The 14,376-nt window shown below is 47.1% G+C and carries 14 protein-coding genes and 1 riboswitch; of the genes, 1 reads left to right on the top strand and 13 read right to left on the bottom strand.

Features of this window, described 5'->3' with window-relative positions; genetic code table 11:
- Positions 1-43: 43 nt before the first annotated feature.
- Positions 44-1,765 (top strand): protoglobin domain-containing protein, encoded by a 1,722-nt coding sequence (locus tag E8L90_RS01170; RefSeq protein ID WP_137027639.1) that lies wholly within the window; start codon positions 44-46, stop codon positions 1,763-1,765.
- A gap of 5 nt (positions 1,766-1,770) precedes the next feature.
- Here the strand turns inward: E8L90_RS01170 and E8L90_RS01165 are convergent, their stop codons facing one another.
- From E8L90_RS01165 to E8L90_RS01110, 13 genes are all read right to left on the bottom strand, one after another.
- The gene (locus E8L90_RS01165; RefSeq protein ID WP_137027638.1) at positions 1,771-2,874 is read right to left on the bottom strand and encodes a chymotrypsin family serine protease; all 1,104 of its coding nucleotides are present in this window, start codon (positions 2,872-2,874) and stop codon (positions 1,771-1,773) included.
- A gap of 686 nt (positions 2,875-3,560) precedes the next feature.
- Positions 3,561-4,871, bottom strand: coding sequence for a nucleobase:cation symporter-2 family protein (locus E8L90_RS01160; protein ID WP_137027637.1), 1,311 nt, complete (start codon positions 4,869-4,871; stop codon positions 3,561-3,563).
- Between the two features lie 32 nt (positions 4,872-4,903).
- Positions 4,904-5,494: a xanthine phosphoribosyltransferase gene (locus E8L90_RS01155; RefSeq protein WP_137027636.1), complete on the bottom strand. Its 591-nt coding sequence runs from the start codon at positions 5,492-5,494 to the stop codon at positions 4,904-4,906.
- Between the two features lie 234 nt (positions 5,495-5,728).
- Positions 5,729-5,830: riboswitch (purine riboswitch) on the bottom strand.
- Positions 5,831-5,966: 136 nt separating this feature from the next.
- Positions 5,967-7,052, bottom strand: coding sequence for a ribosome small subunit-dependent GTPase A (gene rsgA, locus E8L90_RS01150; protein WP_137027635.1), 1,086 nt, complete (start codon positions 7,050-7,052; stop codon positions 5,967-5,969).
- 244 nt (positions 7,053-7,296) lie between these two features.
- On the bottom strand, positions 7,297-7,539 hold the full coding sequence (locus E8L90_RS01145; protein WP_137027634.1) for a hypothetical protein: 243 nt from the start codon (positions 7,537-7,539) through the stop codon (positions 7,297-7,299).
- 93 nt (positions 7,540-7,632) lie between these two features.
- Positions 7,633-7,857 (bottom strand): WYL domain-containing protein, encoded by a 225-nt coding sequence (locus E8L90_RS01140; protein ID WP_244297126.1) that lies wholly within the window; start codon positions 7,855-7,857, stop codon positions 7,633-7,635.
- Between the two features lie 164 nt (positions 7,858-8,021).
- The gene (locus E8L90_RS01135; protein ID WP_167497569.1) at positions 8,022-9,263 is read right to left on the bottom strand and encodes an MFS transporter; all 1,242 of its coding nucleotides are present in this window, start codon (positions 9,261-9,263) and stop codon (positions 8,022-8,024) included.
- Positions 9,264-9,536: 273 nt separating this feature from the next.
- The gene (locus E8L90_RS01130; RefSeq protein ID WP_137027633.1) at positions 9,537-10,160 is read right to left on the bottom strand and encodes a YcnI family copper-binding membrane protein; all 624 of its coding nucleotides are present in this window, start codon (positions 10,158-10,160) and stop codon (positions 9,537-9,539) included.
- 15 nt (positions 10,161-10,175) lie between these two features.
- A complete protein-coding gene (locus E8L90_RS01125) occupies positions 10,176-11,462 on the bottom strand; it encodes a copper resistance CopC/CopD family protein (protein WP_137027632.1) in 1,287 nt (428 codons plus the stop codon).
- A gap of 151 nt (positions 11,463-11,613) precedes the next feature.
- A complete protein-coding gene (locus tag E8L90_RS30530; protein ID WP_244297125.1) occupies positions 11,614-11,802 on the bottom strand; it encodes an alpha/beta fold hydrolase in 189 nt (62 codons plus the stop codon).
- Positions 11,803-11,818: 16 nt separating this feature from the next.
- Positions 11,819-12,094 carry an alpha/beta fold hydrolase gene (locus E8L90_RS30525; protein WP_244297124.1) on the bottom strand — a complete coding sequence of 92 codons (276 nt, stop codon included), beginning with the start codon at positions 12,092-12,094 and terminating at the stop codon, positions 11,819-11,821.
- 69 nt (positions 12,095-12,163) lie between these two features.
- Positions 12,164-13,267: a Ger(x)C family spore germination protein gene (locus E8L90_RS01115; RefSeq protein ID WP_137027631.1), complete on the bottom strand. Its 1,104-nt coding sequence runs from the start codon at positions 13,265-13,267 to the stop codon at positions 12,164-12,166.
- On the bottom strand, positions 13,264-14,367 hold the full coding sequence (locus tag E8L90_RS01110; RefSeq protein WP_137027630.1) for a GerAB/ArcD/ProY family transporter: 1,104 nt from the start codon (positions 14,365-14,367) through the stop codon (positions 13,264-13,266). The genes E8L90_RS01115 and E8L90_RS01110 overlap by 4 nt, the downstream gene beginning before the upstream one ends.
- Positions 14,368-14,376: the final 9 nt, after the last annotated feature.

Here is a 14,376-nt window from a genome sequence, read left to right as displayed (position 1 = left end):
ACTATGAATAGGTCCGTTTTTCGTAAAAATATGGAGGGATTTTATGTTTGGTAAGCGTGGCGCTCAAGCCGTTACCGCCTCAATTCAAAAAAGCGATGTCCAAATGCCCGATCAGCTAACGGAGAAGGTTCATTTTTTGCAAATGAATCAGACAGACCTTGATCGGTTGAAACAAATTGAACCACTCCTAACCCAACACCTAGAGGCCATTACAGAGCGGCATTACCACATGCTTCACAAATACTCCCATCTTATGCAGATCATCGAAACGCACACGACGGTTGATCGATTGGCTATATCCTTTCGTCACTATTTGCAATCGCTTCCAAATGCTAAGCTAGACGATGCCTATGTAGCCGGGCGCAAGAAAATCGGAGAGGTCCACAGCAAAATTGGACTTGCGCCAGAGTGGTATACGGGCTCTTACTTGCGGGTCTATGAATATTTGATTCCCTCAATCGTCAGCACCTATTCGAAACGTCCCCAGGAATTATCTTCTATCCTGTTGGCACTCGTGAAAATCATTACGCTTGATTCGCAAATTGTCCTCCAATCATATCAGGAGGACAATGATTACAAAGTCATTGATCGCCTGGGCGAAGTTCTGGAGTTAGTGATTCAGATCGATAAATTTAAGCATGTGCTGGACACGCTTGAGGATACGACTGAGGAAGCTGGCAATGTGGGATCTGCTGCTGAGCAACTAAGCGAATCTGTGCAAAAAGTGGCTCAATCAGCCGTCTCTGTCGCAGAGAGTGCTTCTACTACGATCGAACAAGCGACGATGGGCAAAGATATTATCCAAGAGTCATTAACCAGCTTTCTTTCCATGGCAGATGAATTCCAAGAGATGCAAACAAAAACTTCTCAATTAATGACGTCCATTACAGAAGTTTCTCAGGTCGTCCAAGTCATCCGCAACATTGCCGATCAAACCAATCTTCTTGCATTGAATGCGTCGATTGAGGCAGCGCGTGCCAACGAACACGGGCGAGGCTTTGCTATCGTGGCAGATGAAGTACGAAAGCTCGCCGAACAAACAAAGCAATCCGTTCAAAGCATTACAGCCACAATCAATAATGTTCAGAATGAAGCTGTCCAGGTAAAAGAAACGGCCACTCGCATGAGCGACCATTTTAACGATAAAGTACATCAGACTCGTGATGCGATTGGGATATTAGGAGATATTGTGCAAAATATTGAGACTGTCGGGCATTCCACCGGACACATCGCAGCATTGGCACAAGAGCAGTCTGCTGCCACAGATGATATTTCGATGCGCATCTCGCAAGTCCTGACGAATATGGAGCAGGTCTCTTCGCACGTCTCGAATGTAGGTAAAAACGTCTATGATGTTGGCGTGGGCATTAACAGCCTGCACAAGCTGAGCATCACACAAACGAGCCACTTTAAGACCAAGCATTACTTTCGAATCGTTAAAACCGACCATCTCTTATGGAAATGGTGGCTGTACAACTTCATGCTTGGGTATCACCACATTGATGAAAAAGAGCTCGTCGACCATCATCAATGCCGCTTGGGGATTTGGTATGACGAGGCCCTGAACAATCCATCCGTGAGCACCTTGCCCTCTTTCAAGCAATTGGAAGCGCCTCATCGCCAGTTCCACGAAACGGTTCGGCGGATTTACCACCTCGTCAAGCAAGGAAAACTAGAGGAAGCAGAAGCTACGTTTGATACGCTAGAAGATATCTCACAACGTATTCTCAACGTACTGGATCAGTTAGCCAAAGAAGTTTCCTAACGCTATTATCTATTCGTCTTTTTCTTGCCCGGCTGCCTTTTAGAGGCAGCTTTTTTTGTTTGAACACGGTTTAACTCAGTGGCAGACAGTGGTCTCGTACGAGCGTTGTTTCTCCTGACTCTTTTGGCTTTGGCAACTGATCTGTCGACTCTCCCTGCTGCTCTTGCTACCCCGACGCCAAACGCTTGCAATGCCCAGATAACCGGATACGAAATCGAGAGCCTGCCATTGGCTGAACCAGCAAAATTCACAGCCGCCGCATAATTGCCCGCAGTCAGCCAAACAGAGCCGGAATCTCCAGGCAAGGAGATGGGAACCGTACTCCTGATGACCGTCTGATTCTGAAAACGGATGGTCCCCAGTCCTCCGTAGTTCCCGTAACTGACATTAATATCGGTGTGGATCGACTCGACCGTTCCCCATGCCAGCCCTGATGAACGGCCCACCTTTTTCAATCTGCGCCCGATGCCATACGAACGAATCACACCTGGTACTCTGCCCACTGTTGCATAACGCGGGGCAAGTAGTCGATTCGAAGTAGGGATACTAATCGCTGCATCTATTCGATTCACTGCATTTCTCCGAAGTCGAACATACTGATACAAACGTCCGACTCGGTCCCTTCCTGAACGGCCCCCGTCTGCTCCACCTGGCTGGATGGTCTCGGTATAGCCGCCCGTATTGTTACGATTCAGAACGTGATTGTTGCTCAACACAAACCGTTGTCCCCCTCGGGCAACGATTAAACCAGCCGTTCCGGACGCCCCTGGGTAGCCAATGCTATACCCAGCGATCACAGGTCTGATTCTGCTGCGATAATTCGTTGCAGAGGGACGTATAGCAGGATGACAATGGCACCGTCCAGAGGTGACGGTTCGCACCGGAACGGATACATGGGCTGTCGCTACCTGTCTTTTGACAAGGACGCAACTCGGGCATCTCTTCTTCACGGCGGCACTTGCATTAACGGTATACATCACAATACAGGCGCCGCCTTTTTTGTTTTTTCCGTTTGCGTAGCCAATTCCGATGCCAGTTACGCCCGGCATCCGCTTCCACCTTTTGACCAAATGTTTCTTGGCCAGGAGCGCTTCCTGAAAGGTTGCCATGGCACCCCTTCCTTTCTGGAGGTCGTTTGTTTTACATGGTCATCGTATGTAAAACTTGGCCAGCCCTGTTGGACGCTTGTCATTGCGGGGAAGCCTTTTTTGCGTATTTGAAAAAGCACGTTATTCCAGCTGTAGTGGTGGGGAGGAAACAGGAGAAAACGCTCAGATTCTAGAGCCACCCGCTGGGGGATTGACTGCCCGGCTCCATGAAAAAAAGCGAAACCCGCGTCCAAAGTCGTCCTTTCAGGAGGTGTCTCAGAGGTGGACGCTAAGGGCTTGTTTCTCTTTTTTTCATTGCGCCTCGGTCGGTGTCCCTAAGATCTTCGCTTTTTTCTCCTGTTTCCTCTACGAGCTTTTCGTGTTTACCGATCTTTTCACGACTTAAAAGATTGAAGAAAGTGATCAGTTACGACAGAGAAGAATATTTCCAGACGTAGCGACTTGTGGAGTCCGACCGAGCGGAGAAGGGATTCGCGGGCAAAAGAAACGCAACCGTGCCCACGCGACGAAGCGGCTACCACTTTTGCGTTTCCCCGCGAATTCCTTCAGAGCGGACAGTCCCAACCCCCAGCGGGACGGAGCACTGAGCTTAGACTGGAAATATTCTTCTCCCCACCGTAGCCACGATAAAAGAAAACCGCCCCCTCCTGTCTATCCAGGAAACGACGGTTCATTATCTGATGATGTTAAGACGCTTCCGAAACCGTTACATTTGCCGGAGCAGTCTGAGATGCTTTTTTATTCGTATGAACGAGCAAGATATTCAAGATGACTGCCGTCATAGACCCTGTCACGATACCATTTTGCAGCATCATTTTTGCCAACGTAGGCAGTTGATCAAACATCGCCGGAACCGCAGCAGAGCCTAGTCCGACAGCGATACTGCAAGCAGCGATCAGCAGATTTTCGTTTTTGTTCAAATCAACCTGCGAGAGAATATTGATACCTGATGCAACTACCATCCCAAACATAGCGATCATCGCTCCACCCAATACCGCGTTAGGAATGACCGTTGTCAAAGCTGCCAGCTTTGGCAGTAATCCGAGAACGACCAAGATCCCACCGGCACCAATCATCACATCACGTGATTTAATGCCAGTCAAGGAAACCAGACCGACGTTTTGCGAAAAAGCCGTGTAAGGGAATGCGTTGAAAATACCGCCCAGTACAATGGCGACCCCTTCCCCGCGTAATCCTTTGACAACATCTTGATCCGTTACTTTGGTACCAGTCACTTTACCAAGTGCAAAGTAAACACCTGTGGACTCAGCCATGCTGATGATGTTGACGAGAATCATGGTAACAATGGCCACAATACTGAACTGTGGTGTACCGAAGTAAAACGGTTCAACCACGCTAAACCAAGAGGCTTCCGCAACACTCGCGAAGCTGACCATCCCCATCATGTAAGCTACAACCGTACCGACAATCAACCCGAGCAATACAGAAATCGCACGAATAAATCCGGTAAAGAAACGATTAATAAGCAAAATGATAACCAACGTTCCTAAAGCCAAGAGCAAATTGTGCGGTTGTCCAAAATCCGGCATTCCTTGTCCGCCAGCCGCGTTGTTCATCGCAACAGGAATGAGCGACAGTCCAATGATCGTAACGACTGAACCTTGTACCACGGTTGGGAAAAAGCGGAGCAGCTTGCCAAACAGTGGGGCTGCCAAGACAACGAATATACCCGATATGATGATGGCACCATAAGCGGTCGCTAGATTACTCGTAGATGCAATCGCAATGATCGGTCCTACTGCTGTAAACGTACAGCCTAGCACAACAGGAAGGCGAATCCCTGTATAACGTGTGCCAAGGACTTGCAAGAGCGTTGCGATTCCGCATGTGAATAGGTCGGCAGCAATCAAATAAGCGATTTGCGTAGGAGTCAGATTCAAAGCACCACCGATAATCAACGGTACCACGACAGCTCCTGCATACATGGCAAGAATGTGCTGTAAGCCCAAAGTAACAATCTTATGTTTGGCTAGCATGAGTGAACCCTTACCTCCTATTAACTTTTTGATTATACGCGTGCAGGCTCTTCTTCAATAAAGTGAATGCCTTCTGGTGACATTGATTCAATACGTGCCAATGATTCGATTCGTACGCCAGCTTGCTCCAAGAGACCACGGCCTTCCTGGAAGCTTTTTTCAATCACAGCACCAACCCCGACGAGATGAGCTCCTGCATCTTTGAGAATATTCGTAAGTCCCACTAGAGCAGCTCCCGTAGCCAGGAAGTCATCGACAATCAATACGCGGTCTTCTTTGGACAAATACTGACGGGAAACACTGATTTGATACGTTTCTTGACGGGTAAAGGAATGAACAGGAGCAGAGTATACTTCCTCTGTCAACGTGACAGCTTTTTTCTTTTTCGCGTAGATAAAGGGAACACCCAACGCAAAGGAAGTCGCCATAGCAAAATGAATGCCACTTGCCTCAATCGTCACGACTTTTGTGATTTTTTCACCAGCAAACAGCTCGGCAAAGCGCTGTCCGATCTTCATCGTCAATTGTGGATCTACCTGGTGGTTCAAAAACGCATCCACCTTCAAAACGGATGCCGACAGTACTTTGCCGTCCTGTACGATGCGCTCTTGTAATTCTTTCATCAGTTTTTCCTCCTCGGATATCGTTCCGGCCATTTTTACATGCGGCCTACTAAAATATAGAAAGCCCAGAGTGGACAGTGTCACAAGCGGGCTACGTAACAAACGTAACAAACCAACGCCAAGTGAAACTGTCCCTCTGGGCTTTTATCCCTTAGGTGTAGCACATCATTTGTGCCTGCGTCGCTCGGACCAGCTTTCTTTCACCCTATGGAATAGGAAAGAAAGAGACGGAACCCTAGACGCACTTTCACTCGTAGTCAGATGATTTACGGTCACCTGGTAGAAACGGTTGGGCCTTATTCCCAAAATTATACGAGCTACCTATCTATTTATTTCGAAGTGTAATAACGAGTATTGACCAAATCTATCATAACTCCCGCGTTGTGAGCAAGCGTTAATTTTTGAAAGAAAAAGGAAGCGCTTACTTGTTCGAACAAAGGAAAGAGCCCTGATTTCTCAAGGGCTCTCCTACTTATCTCTTCGGTTTTTTCTGCCGCGTTTGAGCGTTGATCTTCTTCCATTTATCTCTTTCAGCGGCTGCAAGCCTTGCTTCTTCTTTTCGTGCCAGATGTGCCAATTCACGTTGAAGCTTCAGGTAACTGTCAAAGCGTGCCTTTTCCAATGATCCATCATTGATCGCAACCTGAACAGCACAGCCAGGCTCGCGCATATGCTTGCAATCATTGAAACGGCATGTTTCCGCTATAGACTCGACATCGTCAAAAGCACCGCGGAAGCCTTCATCTGCTTCCCAGAGTTGCAGCTCCCTCATACCCGGTGTATCGATCATCAGAGCACCACTCGGCAATCGGAACAATTCGCGATGTGTCGTCGTATGGCGGCCACGGTCATCACCTTCACGCACGCCACTGACTTTTTGCCTCTCCGCTCCGCTCAATTTATTGATCAACGTGGATTTGCCAACACCAGAGGAACCCATCAAGGCAATCGTCTGACCCTCGCCCAAATACGGTGCGAGCAGATCCAGTCCTTCTCCCTGCTCAGCACTGACTACGTGAACAGGTACTCCGATCGCAACCGATTCTATCTCTGCCATGCATGCATCCAGATCGTCACACAAATCTGCTTTGGAAAGCACAATCACCGGATTGGCTCCACTCTCCCACGCAAGAATGAGATAGCGTTCTATCCTCCGCAGATTCAAATCATTATTTAAGGAATTCACGAGGAAAACGGTATCGACGTTCGCGGCCACAATCTGCTCTTCCACTGTATCCCCAGCTACCTTGCGAGAAAACTTGCTCTTACGTGGAAGAAGTCCGTGGATGGAGGCTTTCTTTTCCTCTGGGCGGGCACTGATCACTACCCAGTCGCCGACAGCCGGAAAATCTTCTCGTCCGATGGCTTCATAACGAAGCTTGCCCGTTACCTCGCCTAGGAGCTCGCCATGCTCACTCCACAGACGATAAATACGTTTATGTTCGAGTGTGATACGTCCCACACTGTAACCTTGCTCGGCATAAAGGTCAAAATGATTAGCAAAATGCTCATTCCAGCCCATAGATTGCAATACTTGTTGATTGGTTAGTTGATTCACTGCGGATTCCCCCTGCAATTGGTTAAATATATGGCTATCAGCCAGAACCAGTCACAGTCGAATCCTCATTTTGGTGAACGGTATTACTGTTCGCTTGAAAGGAGGATTCCTGTGACCCCGACTACAATACTCTGAACAAATTTGATGGCTACCATAAAACATCTCTCCTTTAGCAAACCTACCATTCAGGTTTGGAATCATATTTCCCATTTATTGTACCATAATGAAACAAAATGCAACAGCGTCAATCTCCGCCGCCGCCGCCGCCGCTATCCCCGCCACCACCACTGTCTCCACCACTACTGCTATCGCCGCTGTCATAGTCGTGATTTCGATGATGATGATTGTGAGAGCTGTCTACATAGAAGGCTCCGCCCCCGCTGTCTGAAGAGGAATGAGAGCGCCCACTTCCGCCTTTTACAGCTTTGGACGCTAAGACAAATACTACGATCAAAAACATGATGACGATGACAATGAAGAAATCCAATGTTGTCCCGCCCTTCCTCTTTTTTGAAGTTGTTTACCTCTTTAGTATACCATAGTACGGCTGGAACGCTGGAGCTTGGGGAATGATTCCTTTTCATCCGGCAAAATGTCCAGACACAGGTGCGATCGCCAAAATGTTATCCAACACAAATACACGATACGCCTTCCTCATATAGCAATATGCTTTCAAGCTCCCTTTGTTCTCATCGATATGCACCACACGAATCGTACGCCTGCTAGCCTCTCCATCTTTCTTCAAATAGATAATCTCCACTGCTTGCTGCCGGGCTGCGTACCTTCTCAACTCCAGAATCATCATGCTGTCACCACCATAAAATGTGTCTTCTAGTTGTTGAGATCATCATACCAAAAGAGAACATTTGTTCGCAAGTTCGTTTACATCACTCAACCATTGCCTCAACAAAAAAAGGCATGCGCCCTAGAACTGGACACATACCTTATGCTTGTTGCACTGTGTGTGACTCAGCGCTTTCTAAGCGCACGGCCAAACACAATCAGAATCGGTGCCAACAAGATGGCCGCCGCAACTAGCGAAGCGCGAATCGAAAAACGAGTCCCAATCCATCCGACAGCCGGCCCACCCGCCGTTTGTCCCAAGGCATTGGATTGGCCCATCATCGACAAAACCGTCGCTCGCACACTGCTCTGAATATTTAGATTCAGCCACGTATCATACAGCGGACTGCTTAATGACTGGATCACACCGATCAACAGCAATGCTACTAATGCCCAGCTAAAGCTAGGGGAAAAGGCAAAAGCAATCATCGCTGCAATTTTGAGCCCTGTCAGCGTAAACATGCCCACAAGGACAACCCGCTCATTGTTCACATCCAGCCTTTTTTCCACAACGCCTACGACGATGAGACCGAGTAAGCTTGCGAGTGCGGCAATGATCCCGAACCACATGGGCAGCGAAATAGCAGCGAGCTGCGGAAAGCCAATTTCAGCGATCAAATGCGCTTCCCACAAACGGTCATACCCTTCAGAAGCTGCACCCGTAAATAGCGTCACAAACAAGATCAACATGAGAATCGGCTGACTGCGAATCACTTTGGCACCCGAAGTCCACGTCTGTATCATTTCCTTTACGTGGGAAGCACCTTGCTCACGCTCACGTGGAACAAAACCGGTCTCCTTCATGAACAGAATCAGAAAGACACCAAGCCCCAGATACATGAGGCCGCCTATGAGGTAAGGCAAATTAGGAGCGAGTGATGCTAACGCCACACTAAGTGCAATCCCGAGCAGATTCCCAAACAAGGAGTAACGCTTGGCCTTCATGAAAATCGTACCGATCTTCTCTTCTCCGACCTCATCCACAATCCATGCAGTATCCGCTCCACTGATAAACGTATACCCGAAGCCACTGACTACTTGCGAAAACAGCACCAAGCCGAAAATAGAAAACAACGGCACCCAAGCATCAAGCACGGGAACGATCCCCTGCATTGCAAATCCGATACCCAGCAAAAACATCCCGATAATGACGGAGCGACGGCGACTGTACGTATCCGCAACGACTCCTGTTATCCCTTCAAACACCAACACAGATAACTCCAATACCGTCCCGATCAAAAGCAATTCAAACGGGTTAAAACCCAGTGTCACAATATAGTAAAGCGCATAAGTCGTGAACATGGTCGTATTGGCGAGGGAAGTCAAAAAACTTTTGATCGTATATACTTTTGTCGCATTCATGAACATGGAAGCAGTATCCACCTTTTTTAGGCAGATGACGCGTTCCGTTTTCACATACTGATCGTTATTCTACAATCCTCTACTATGCAAAATGCGTACGCGTCATGCTGCCATTCTATTTTTCCTTCCTGTGTACTTGCTTGCTCTGAATAGTGTTTTTAACATGTGATATACACCTCCGAAAGTAATTACTGCCATTATAGAATGTTTTTAATTGTCACACAACAAAAAAGCCGTGCAGCATGATTGAACACACTGCACAGCTTTATTAAGGAGCACTTACGCTTTTTTTCTAAACAGGCTAACGATGGAGATCAGCAACGCCAAACCAGAAAGTACCAATGGCAAGGTATTGTTGCTGCCTGCACCAGCCGCTTCCCCAGCAGGAGCAGTGGCCGGCTTTTGTTCTTGTCCATGCTCATGCCCTGCTTCGCCTACACCAGCCTTAATGGTAGTGACAGACGCTGGCGTTTTAGAATCCTTGTCCCCTGTCCATTCCACAACCTCACCATTTGCATAGGTCTGATAAGCCTTCCAAGCCAATTGGCCCTCTTCTTTCGGGTTTGCCCCGACAAACGTGAACTCTTGGAACTCATGCGCCTTGATTCCGCCTTCTGTGGCTGTCCACACAAGCGCTGTGTTCACACCGTCTTTATCTTTTTCGAACTCGTAGGTCCAGCCCGGAATCGGTTGTACAGTATTTACCTTCACACCTGCCGGGAATTCCAGCTTCACTTTTGTCGTATTGACGTCTTTTTCTACTGGGACACGCACTGCGTATTTTTCATAGGAGCCTGTAGTAGTCTCTTTCGGATATACGTTCACATGTGCTTGTGCTGCTGTCGCCAACGTCAAAACTGCACCGGCTACCAGTACACTGCTCATCCATTTTGTCATTTTCATCGTATGAAAACCTCCCTAGTTTGAATCTGTTTGAATCATGGCCTGATTATTTGTCGTAGCAGTCGGATAGTTGATCTGGCTCATCCAAAGTCCTGCCAGAACAGCAATAATACCGAATACGATTTCCCAACGCAAGTAAGCGGGCTGCAAAGAATTTTTCGTCCGCCAGCGTCTCGTTTGCCTGAAGGCCAGCAGAAGCATGAGGCAGACACTTGCTATTTTTCCGTATAACAGATAGCTCCATGCTGTTGCACTCTGGAAAATATTCATGACATCCGTCTGCACGATGAGCATGACAACACCCGTCACGACAGCAAGCACTGCCGCCACAGCAACTGTCTGCAAAAAGAACCTCTTGAACGACTCCTGTCCTCTTTCAGCCACTTTGACTGTAAGTAACAAGTAGACAAGTGCCCCCATCCACACGGCGACCGTCAATACATGCAACAGTCTCAGCAAAATGGACAGCCAGACAGGAGCAATGCCCCATGCATGACCACCAAAAGCTTGCGCGCTGATCACGAGAACCCAGATTCCCACATACCAGCCGGACACCATATTGGGGATCGCCATCAATAACAGTAGTGCAAAAGATACCAGCAGCATGATCGCAAACGGAGACTGACTGAGCAAGTTCCCGTCCATCTGCCACAGTGCTTGTGTAAGTGAAACAGCGGTTAACGATTCGTCATACAAGAACCACAAAAATATAAGTCCGATGATCGCCAAACTCCATCCGATTTGTCTGCCAATCCCGATGAGCTGGGCAAGCGAAGGCAAGCCATGACGCTGTGCTCTCCACGCTACCAGATACAAGCCGCCACCGACGAGAATAATTCCTTGCGCCAAATAGCGGTACATAATCAAGTAGCTTGAATCTGCTTTTTGCTCACTCGGAGGAACCACGAACGCACTTTTTTGTCCGATGGAAAACGTGAGCCTCTCTTCGATCGGATGCCCGTCCTCGGAAACGACAGACACGATAACCGAATACGTCCCCCAAGCCAAATCGCTCGGCAGATTTACATTCAACTGCGAGGCATCACCCGGCTGCAATGTCGGCCGCTCCACTTTTATTTCCTTGCCATTCCAGTCAAATAAACGCACGTTAACTAGATCGGGCTCCAATGTTTCGGTAAACAACGCAGATATTTTTCCTGGATTCGCCTTCAGTACCTCACCATCTTGTGGGAAGCTGCCCATTAAGCCAGCATGGGCGTAAGCAGTTGTCATACCCGTTGTCAGTACAAGTAAAAAGGCGAGCAAAAACACAACCGCATAATGTCTAATGTTATCTGTCACCCTATCACCTACTTCCTTATTTCGTCTTAATCCTATCAAAATAGTACGAGAATCTATATGGCTCCATCGGGCTATCTGATGTGGCGAAGTGTTGAAAACAAAAAAAGACATGAGCGGTAATTCTCTCCGATCATGCCTTTTGAAAACGGTATTAGGATGATCTTACAGTACTTTGTGCGAGGAATTCCAGGACGAGTTTGTTGAATACCTCTGGTTGATCCATCGGTGGGATATGCGCTGAGTCAGGCAGGATGACTTTTTGTGCGCCTGTAATCCGTTCGGTCAATACATCAGCGATCTGTAAAAAATCGGGATAATCCACTTGATTGAATCGTTCCACATCGTGCAGCCTTTGCTCACTTCTTGGATGACCAAACAAGCCGGATGCGACCAGAAGCAAGTGCGAACTCCAGCGCGACCATTCCCCCAAACGAAAGCCCAGCCACATGCGCTTTTTCGATACCAAGCCCTTGCAGAACCGCTTTCACATCGTCGTACAAGGTATAAGGAACGTCAGTCGCCAGTGTTTTACCGAACCCGCGGATATCAAAGCGAACGACCTTATACGTCTGTGCAAATGCTTGCAGCTGGTCATCCCATAGCCTTGTATCCAGATTGAAGCCGTGGATCAATAAGAGCGGTTCGCCTTCCCCTTACTATCTCACCCGGGGATGTTGCTTGTCTATGTATTTTTGAACCGATTACCCAATGACGCCTGTACGTAAAATCTTGATCTCGACATCTACATCAAATTTCGCCCTTTTCATGATTTCCCGACATTCATCTCTACTCAATTTCTTTTTCCCACTCTTTTGATTGGCTATATTGTAGATTTCCCCAAATCCTACCGGGTCTACATCGTGCTTTCTTAACTTTTCCAGCAAATGCTCCGTCTCTTTTTTCACCGCCAGCTCGATTGCTTTTTGTACCTTTTTTAACTGCTCAGGCTTTGATAAATCGATTTTTTCAGCCATTTCCTGAATTTGCGCTGTCATATTGACTTTCACAGAAAATCTTGGTTTTTCCAAATCCAGTACTTTCATTTGCTTTTTGCTTGAGATATGTTCAATGACGGTAAAAAGACGCTTTTTATCAAGGGAAATGTTTATTTCCAATTCTCCCTTATTGTAACGCTCCCGTAATATCTTGAGGAAAAATCCCTCTCTTGAAGTAATCTCCGCCACCAGTTTTTGATCTCGAAATAAACCAATTTGATTAATATGCAATTCGTTCTTTACTCTTTCGATATAAGGCATCACGGGATCTCTCCCGACTGCATAATAATCTTTCATGAACTCATGAAGTTTTGAAGAGATCATATTCTCTCCTTCGACGTTCTGTCGTATGGCTTGATACAGGTAAATTCCGATATTACTGTTCTCTGGATAGCGATGTGTCAAAATATCATACGCTCGTCCTTTGGCTACAGTTAAATAGACATTGCTTCCTATGGAGGCATCACGGGTTAAGTTTTCCACAAGAGAAAGGATCCCTTTGCGCGCTAACTCATCGTGATAGACCACGACGCGAATTTGACCGCCTACAATTTTTTTGGAAGACTCCCTGTTCTGTGCAACGGTAAGTCCTTTGCTTGTATGCGCTGTGCCCGAAATCACAGTGACTAACTCACGTGCCTCCGGGTCAATTTGATAAAAGACCGTGGTACCTAACAGCCGTCCGTCTTTACTAAGATCGTACCCCACTGCAACGGCCAGTCCCAATTTTTCTAATACATGCTGCTCCCCACAGCCGTTCAACAACACGACCACTAATAAGTAGTGAACAAGCAACCGTAACCTTTTCATGTTCGGACCGCTCCCTTCCGAAACAGCCGAATCACTATATAAAGCACGATCGGATAAATAAAAATGATATAGAAACCTACTCCACCAAAAATATCCGTGATGAAATTAATCGACTGACGCGTTTCCAAAAAGTTGCTGGCAAAAAACATGACACCAATAATCCCGAAAAGTGCTATTCTTTCCTTGACCCCACTAATATGGTGAACCCCCCGCATGGCTACCCACAAGTTCATCAGCAAATTATCCAGCATAATGAGCATCCACAGTGAGATAGACACAAACTCAAAACGCTCCAAAAACGGAAACTCTACAATTTTCATCATCATTAGCGTTGCCCATATAAGATGCTGAAGCTGTTCCCCTTGAAAGTACAAGAGTGTAACCAGCATGACTGCCACATACAAGAAGGTGGTCATAAACAGCCCACCATGTACATATCGCGGTAGCAATTCCTTTTCCTTCACAAACGGATAGATGAACAAAATAATCTCAAATCCGATGATGGAAAAAGACATCTTCTTCGCACCGTCCATAAGCTCTACAAGATCATGATGAAAGACTGGCTGCAATAAATGAAAATCGGCGTGTTGCATGGGGTAAAACAAGAGCAGTAACTGCCAAACCGTCAGCCCGACAGAAAAAAAGCTAATGCCAGCCAACACCCGAATGCCACCCGTCACTCCATAAATGGCCAGGCAAAGCAAGGAGGCATTTAATATCCAGGAAGGCACTTCTGGAAACATCCATGACTGAATGATCTCGATGTACCCTCTCAAAATCGTTAAGGCAGAGCCCATGATATATACGATAAAGATGAAATTAAGAACGCGGGCCGGCCATTTTCCAAACACACGTTGATGAATGTCATACAAATCCATGTCTTTGAATTTCGCTAAGATTTTTAGCATGAACCACGCGGCTATATGGGTCATAATGCCTGCTATTATGACCGCAATCCAAGCGTCTTGTTGCACCCTATCATATATAAAACGTTGTACACCCGCTATGCCGATTCCAACCTGATTGCTATGAACCATAAATAGCGCAAGTGAGACGCTGATAGCCATATGGCTATTCCGACGAAAAGTGGATAGTGACATTCACATTCA

Source organism: Brevibacillus antibioticus (assembly GCF_005217615.1).
Lineage (GTDB): Bacteria > Bacillota > Bacilli > Brevibacillales > Brevibacillaceae > Brevibacillus > Brevibacillus antibioticus.
Note: the sequence above shows the minus strand (reverse complement) of the source record. Positions and strands in the feature narration are given on the sequence as shown.

What these genes read in the sequence shown, in the direction of transcription:
- E8L90_RS01170 (WP_137027639.1), top strand. Translation starts at nt 44, where the DNA reads ATGTTTGGTAAGCGTGGCGCTCAAGCCGTTACCGCCTCAATTCAAAAA.
- E8L90_RS01165 (WP_137027638.1), bottom strand. Translation starts at nt 2,874, where the DNA reads ATGGCAACCTTTCAGGAAGCGCTCCTGGCCAAGAAACATTTGGTCAAA.
- E8L90_RS01160 (WP_137027637.1), bottom strand. Translation starts at nt 4,871, where the DNA reads ATGCTAGCCAAACATAAGATTGTTACTTTGGGCTTACAGCACATTCTT.
- E8L90_RS01155 (WP_137027636.1), bottom strand. Translation starts at nt 5,494, where the DNA reads ATGAAAGAATTACAAGAGCGCATCGTACAGGACGGCAAAGTACTGTCG.
- E8L90_RS01140 (WP_244297126.1), bottom strand. Translation starts at nt 7,857, where the DNA reads ATGATGATTCTGGAGTTGAGAAGGTACGCAGCCCGGCAGCAAGCAGTG.
- E8L90_RS01135 (WP_167497569.1), bottom strand. Translation starts at nt 9,263, where the DNA reads ATGTTCATGAATGCGACAAAAGTATATACGATCAAAAGTTTTTTGACT.
- E8L90_RS01130 (WP_137027633.1), bottom strand. Translation starts at nt 10,160, where the DNA reads ATGAAAATGACAAAATGGATGAGCAGTGTACTGGTAGCCGGTGCAGTT.
- E8L90_RS01115 (WP_137027631.1), bottom strand. Translation starts at nt 13,267, where the DNA reads ATGAAAAGGTTACGGTTGCTTGTTCACTACTTATTAGTGGTCGTGTTG.
- E8L90_RS01110 (WP_137027630.1), bottom strand. Translation starts at nt 14,367, where the DNA reads ATGTCACTATCCACTTTTCGTCGGAATAGCCATATGGCTATCAGCGTC.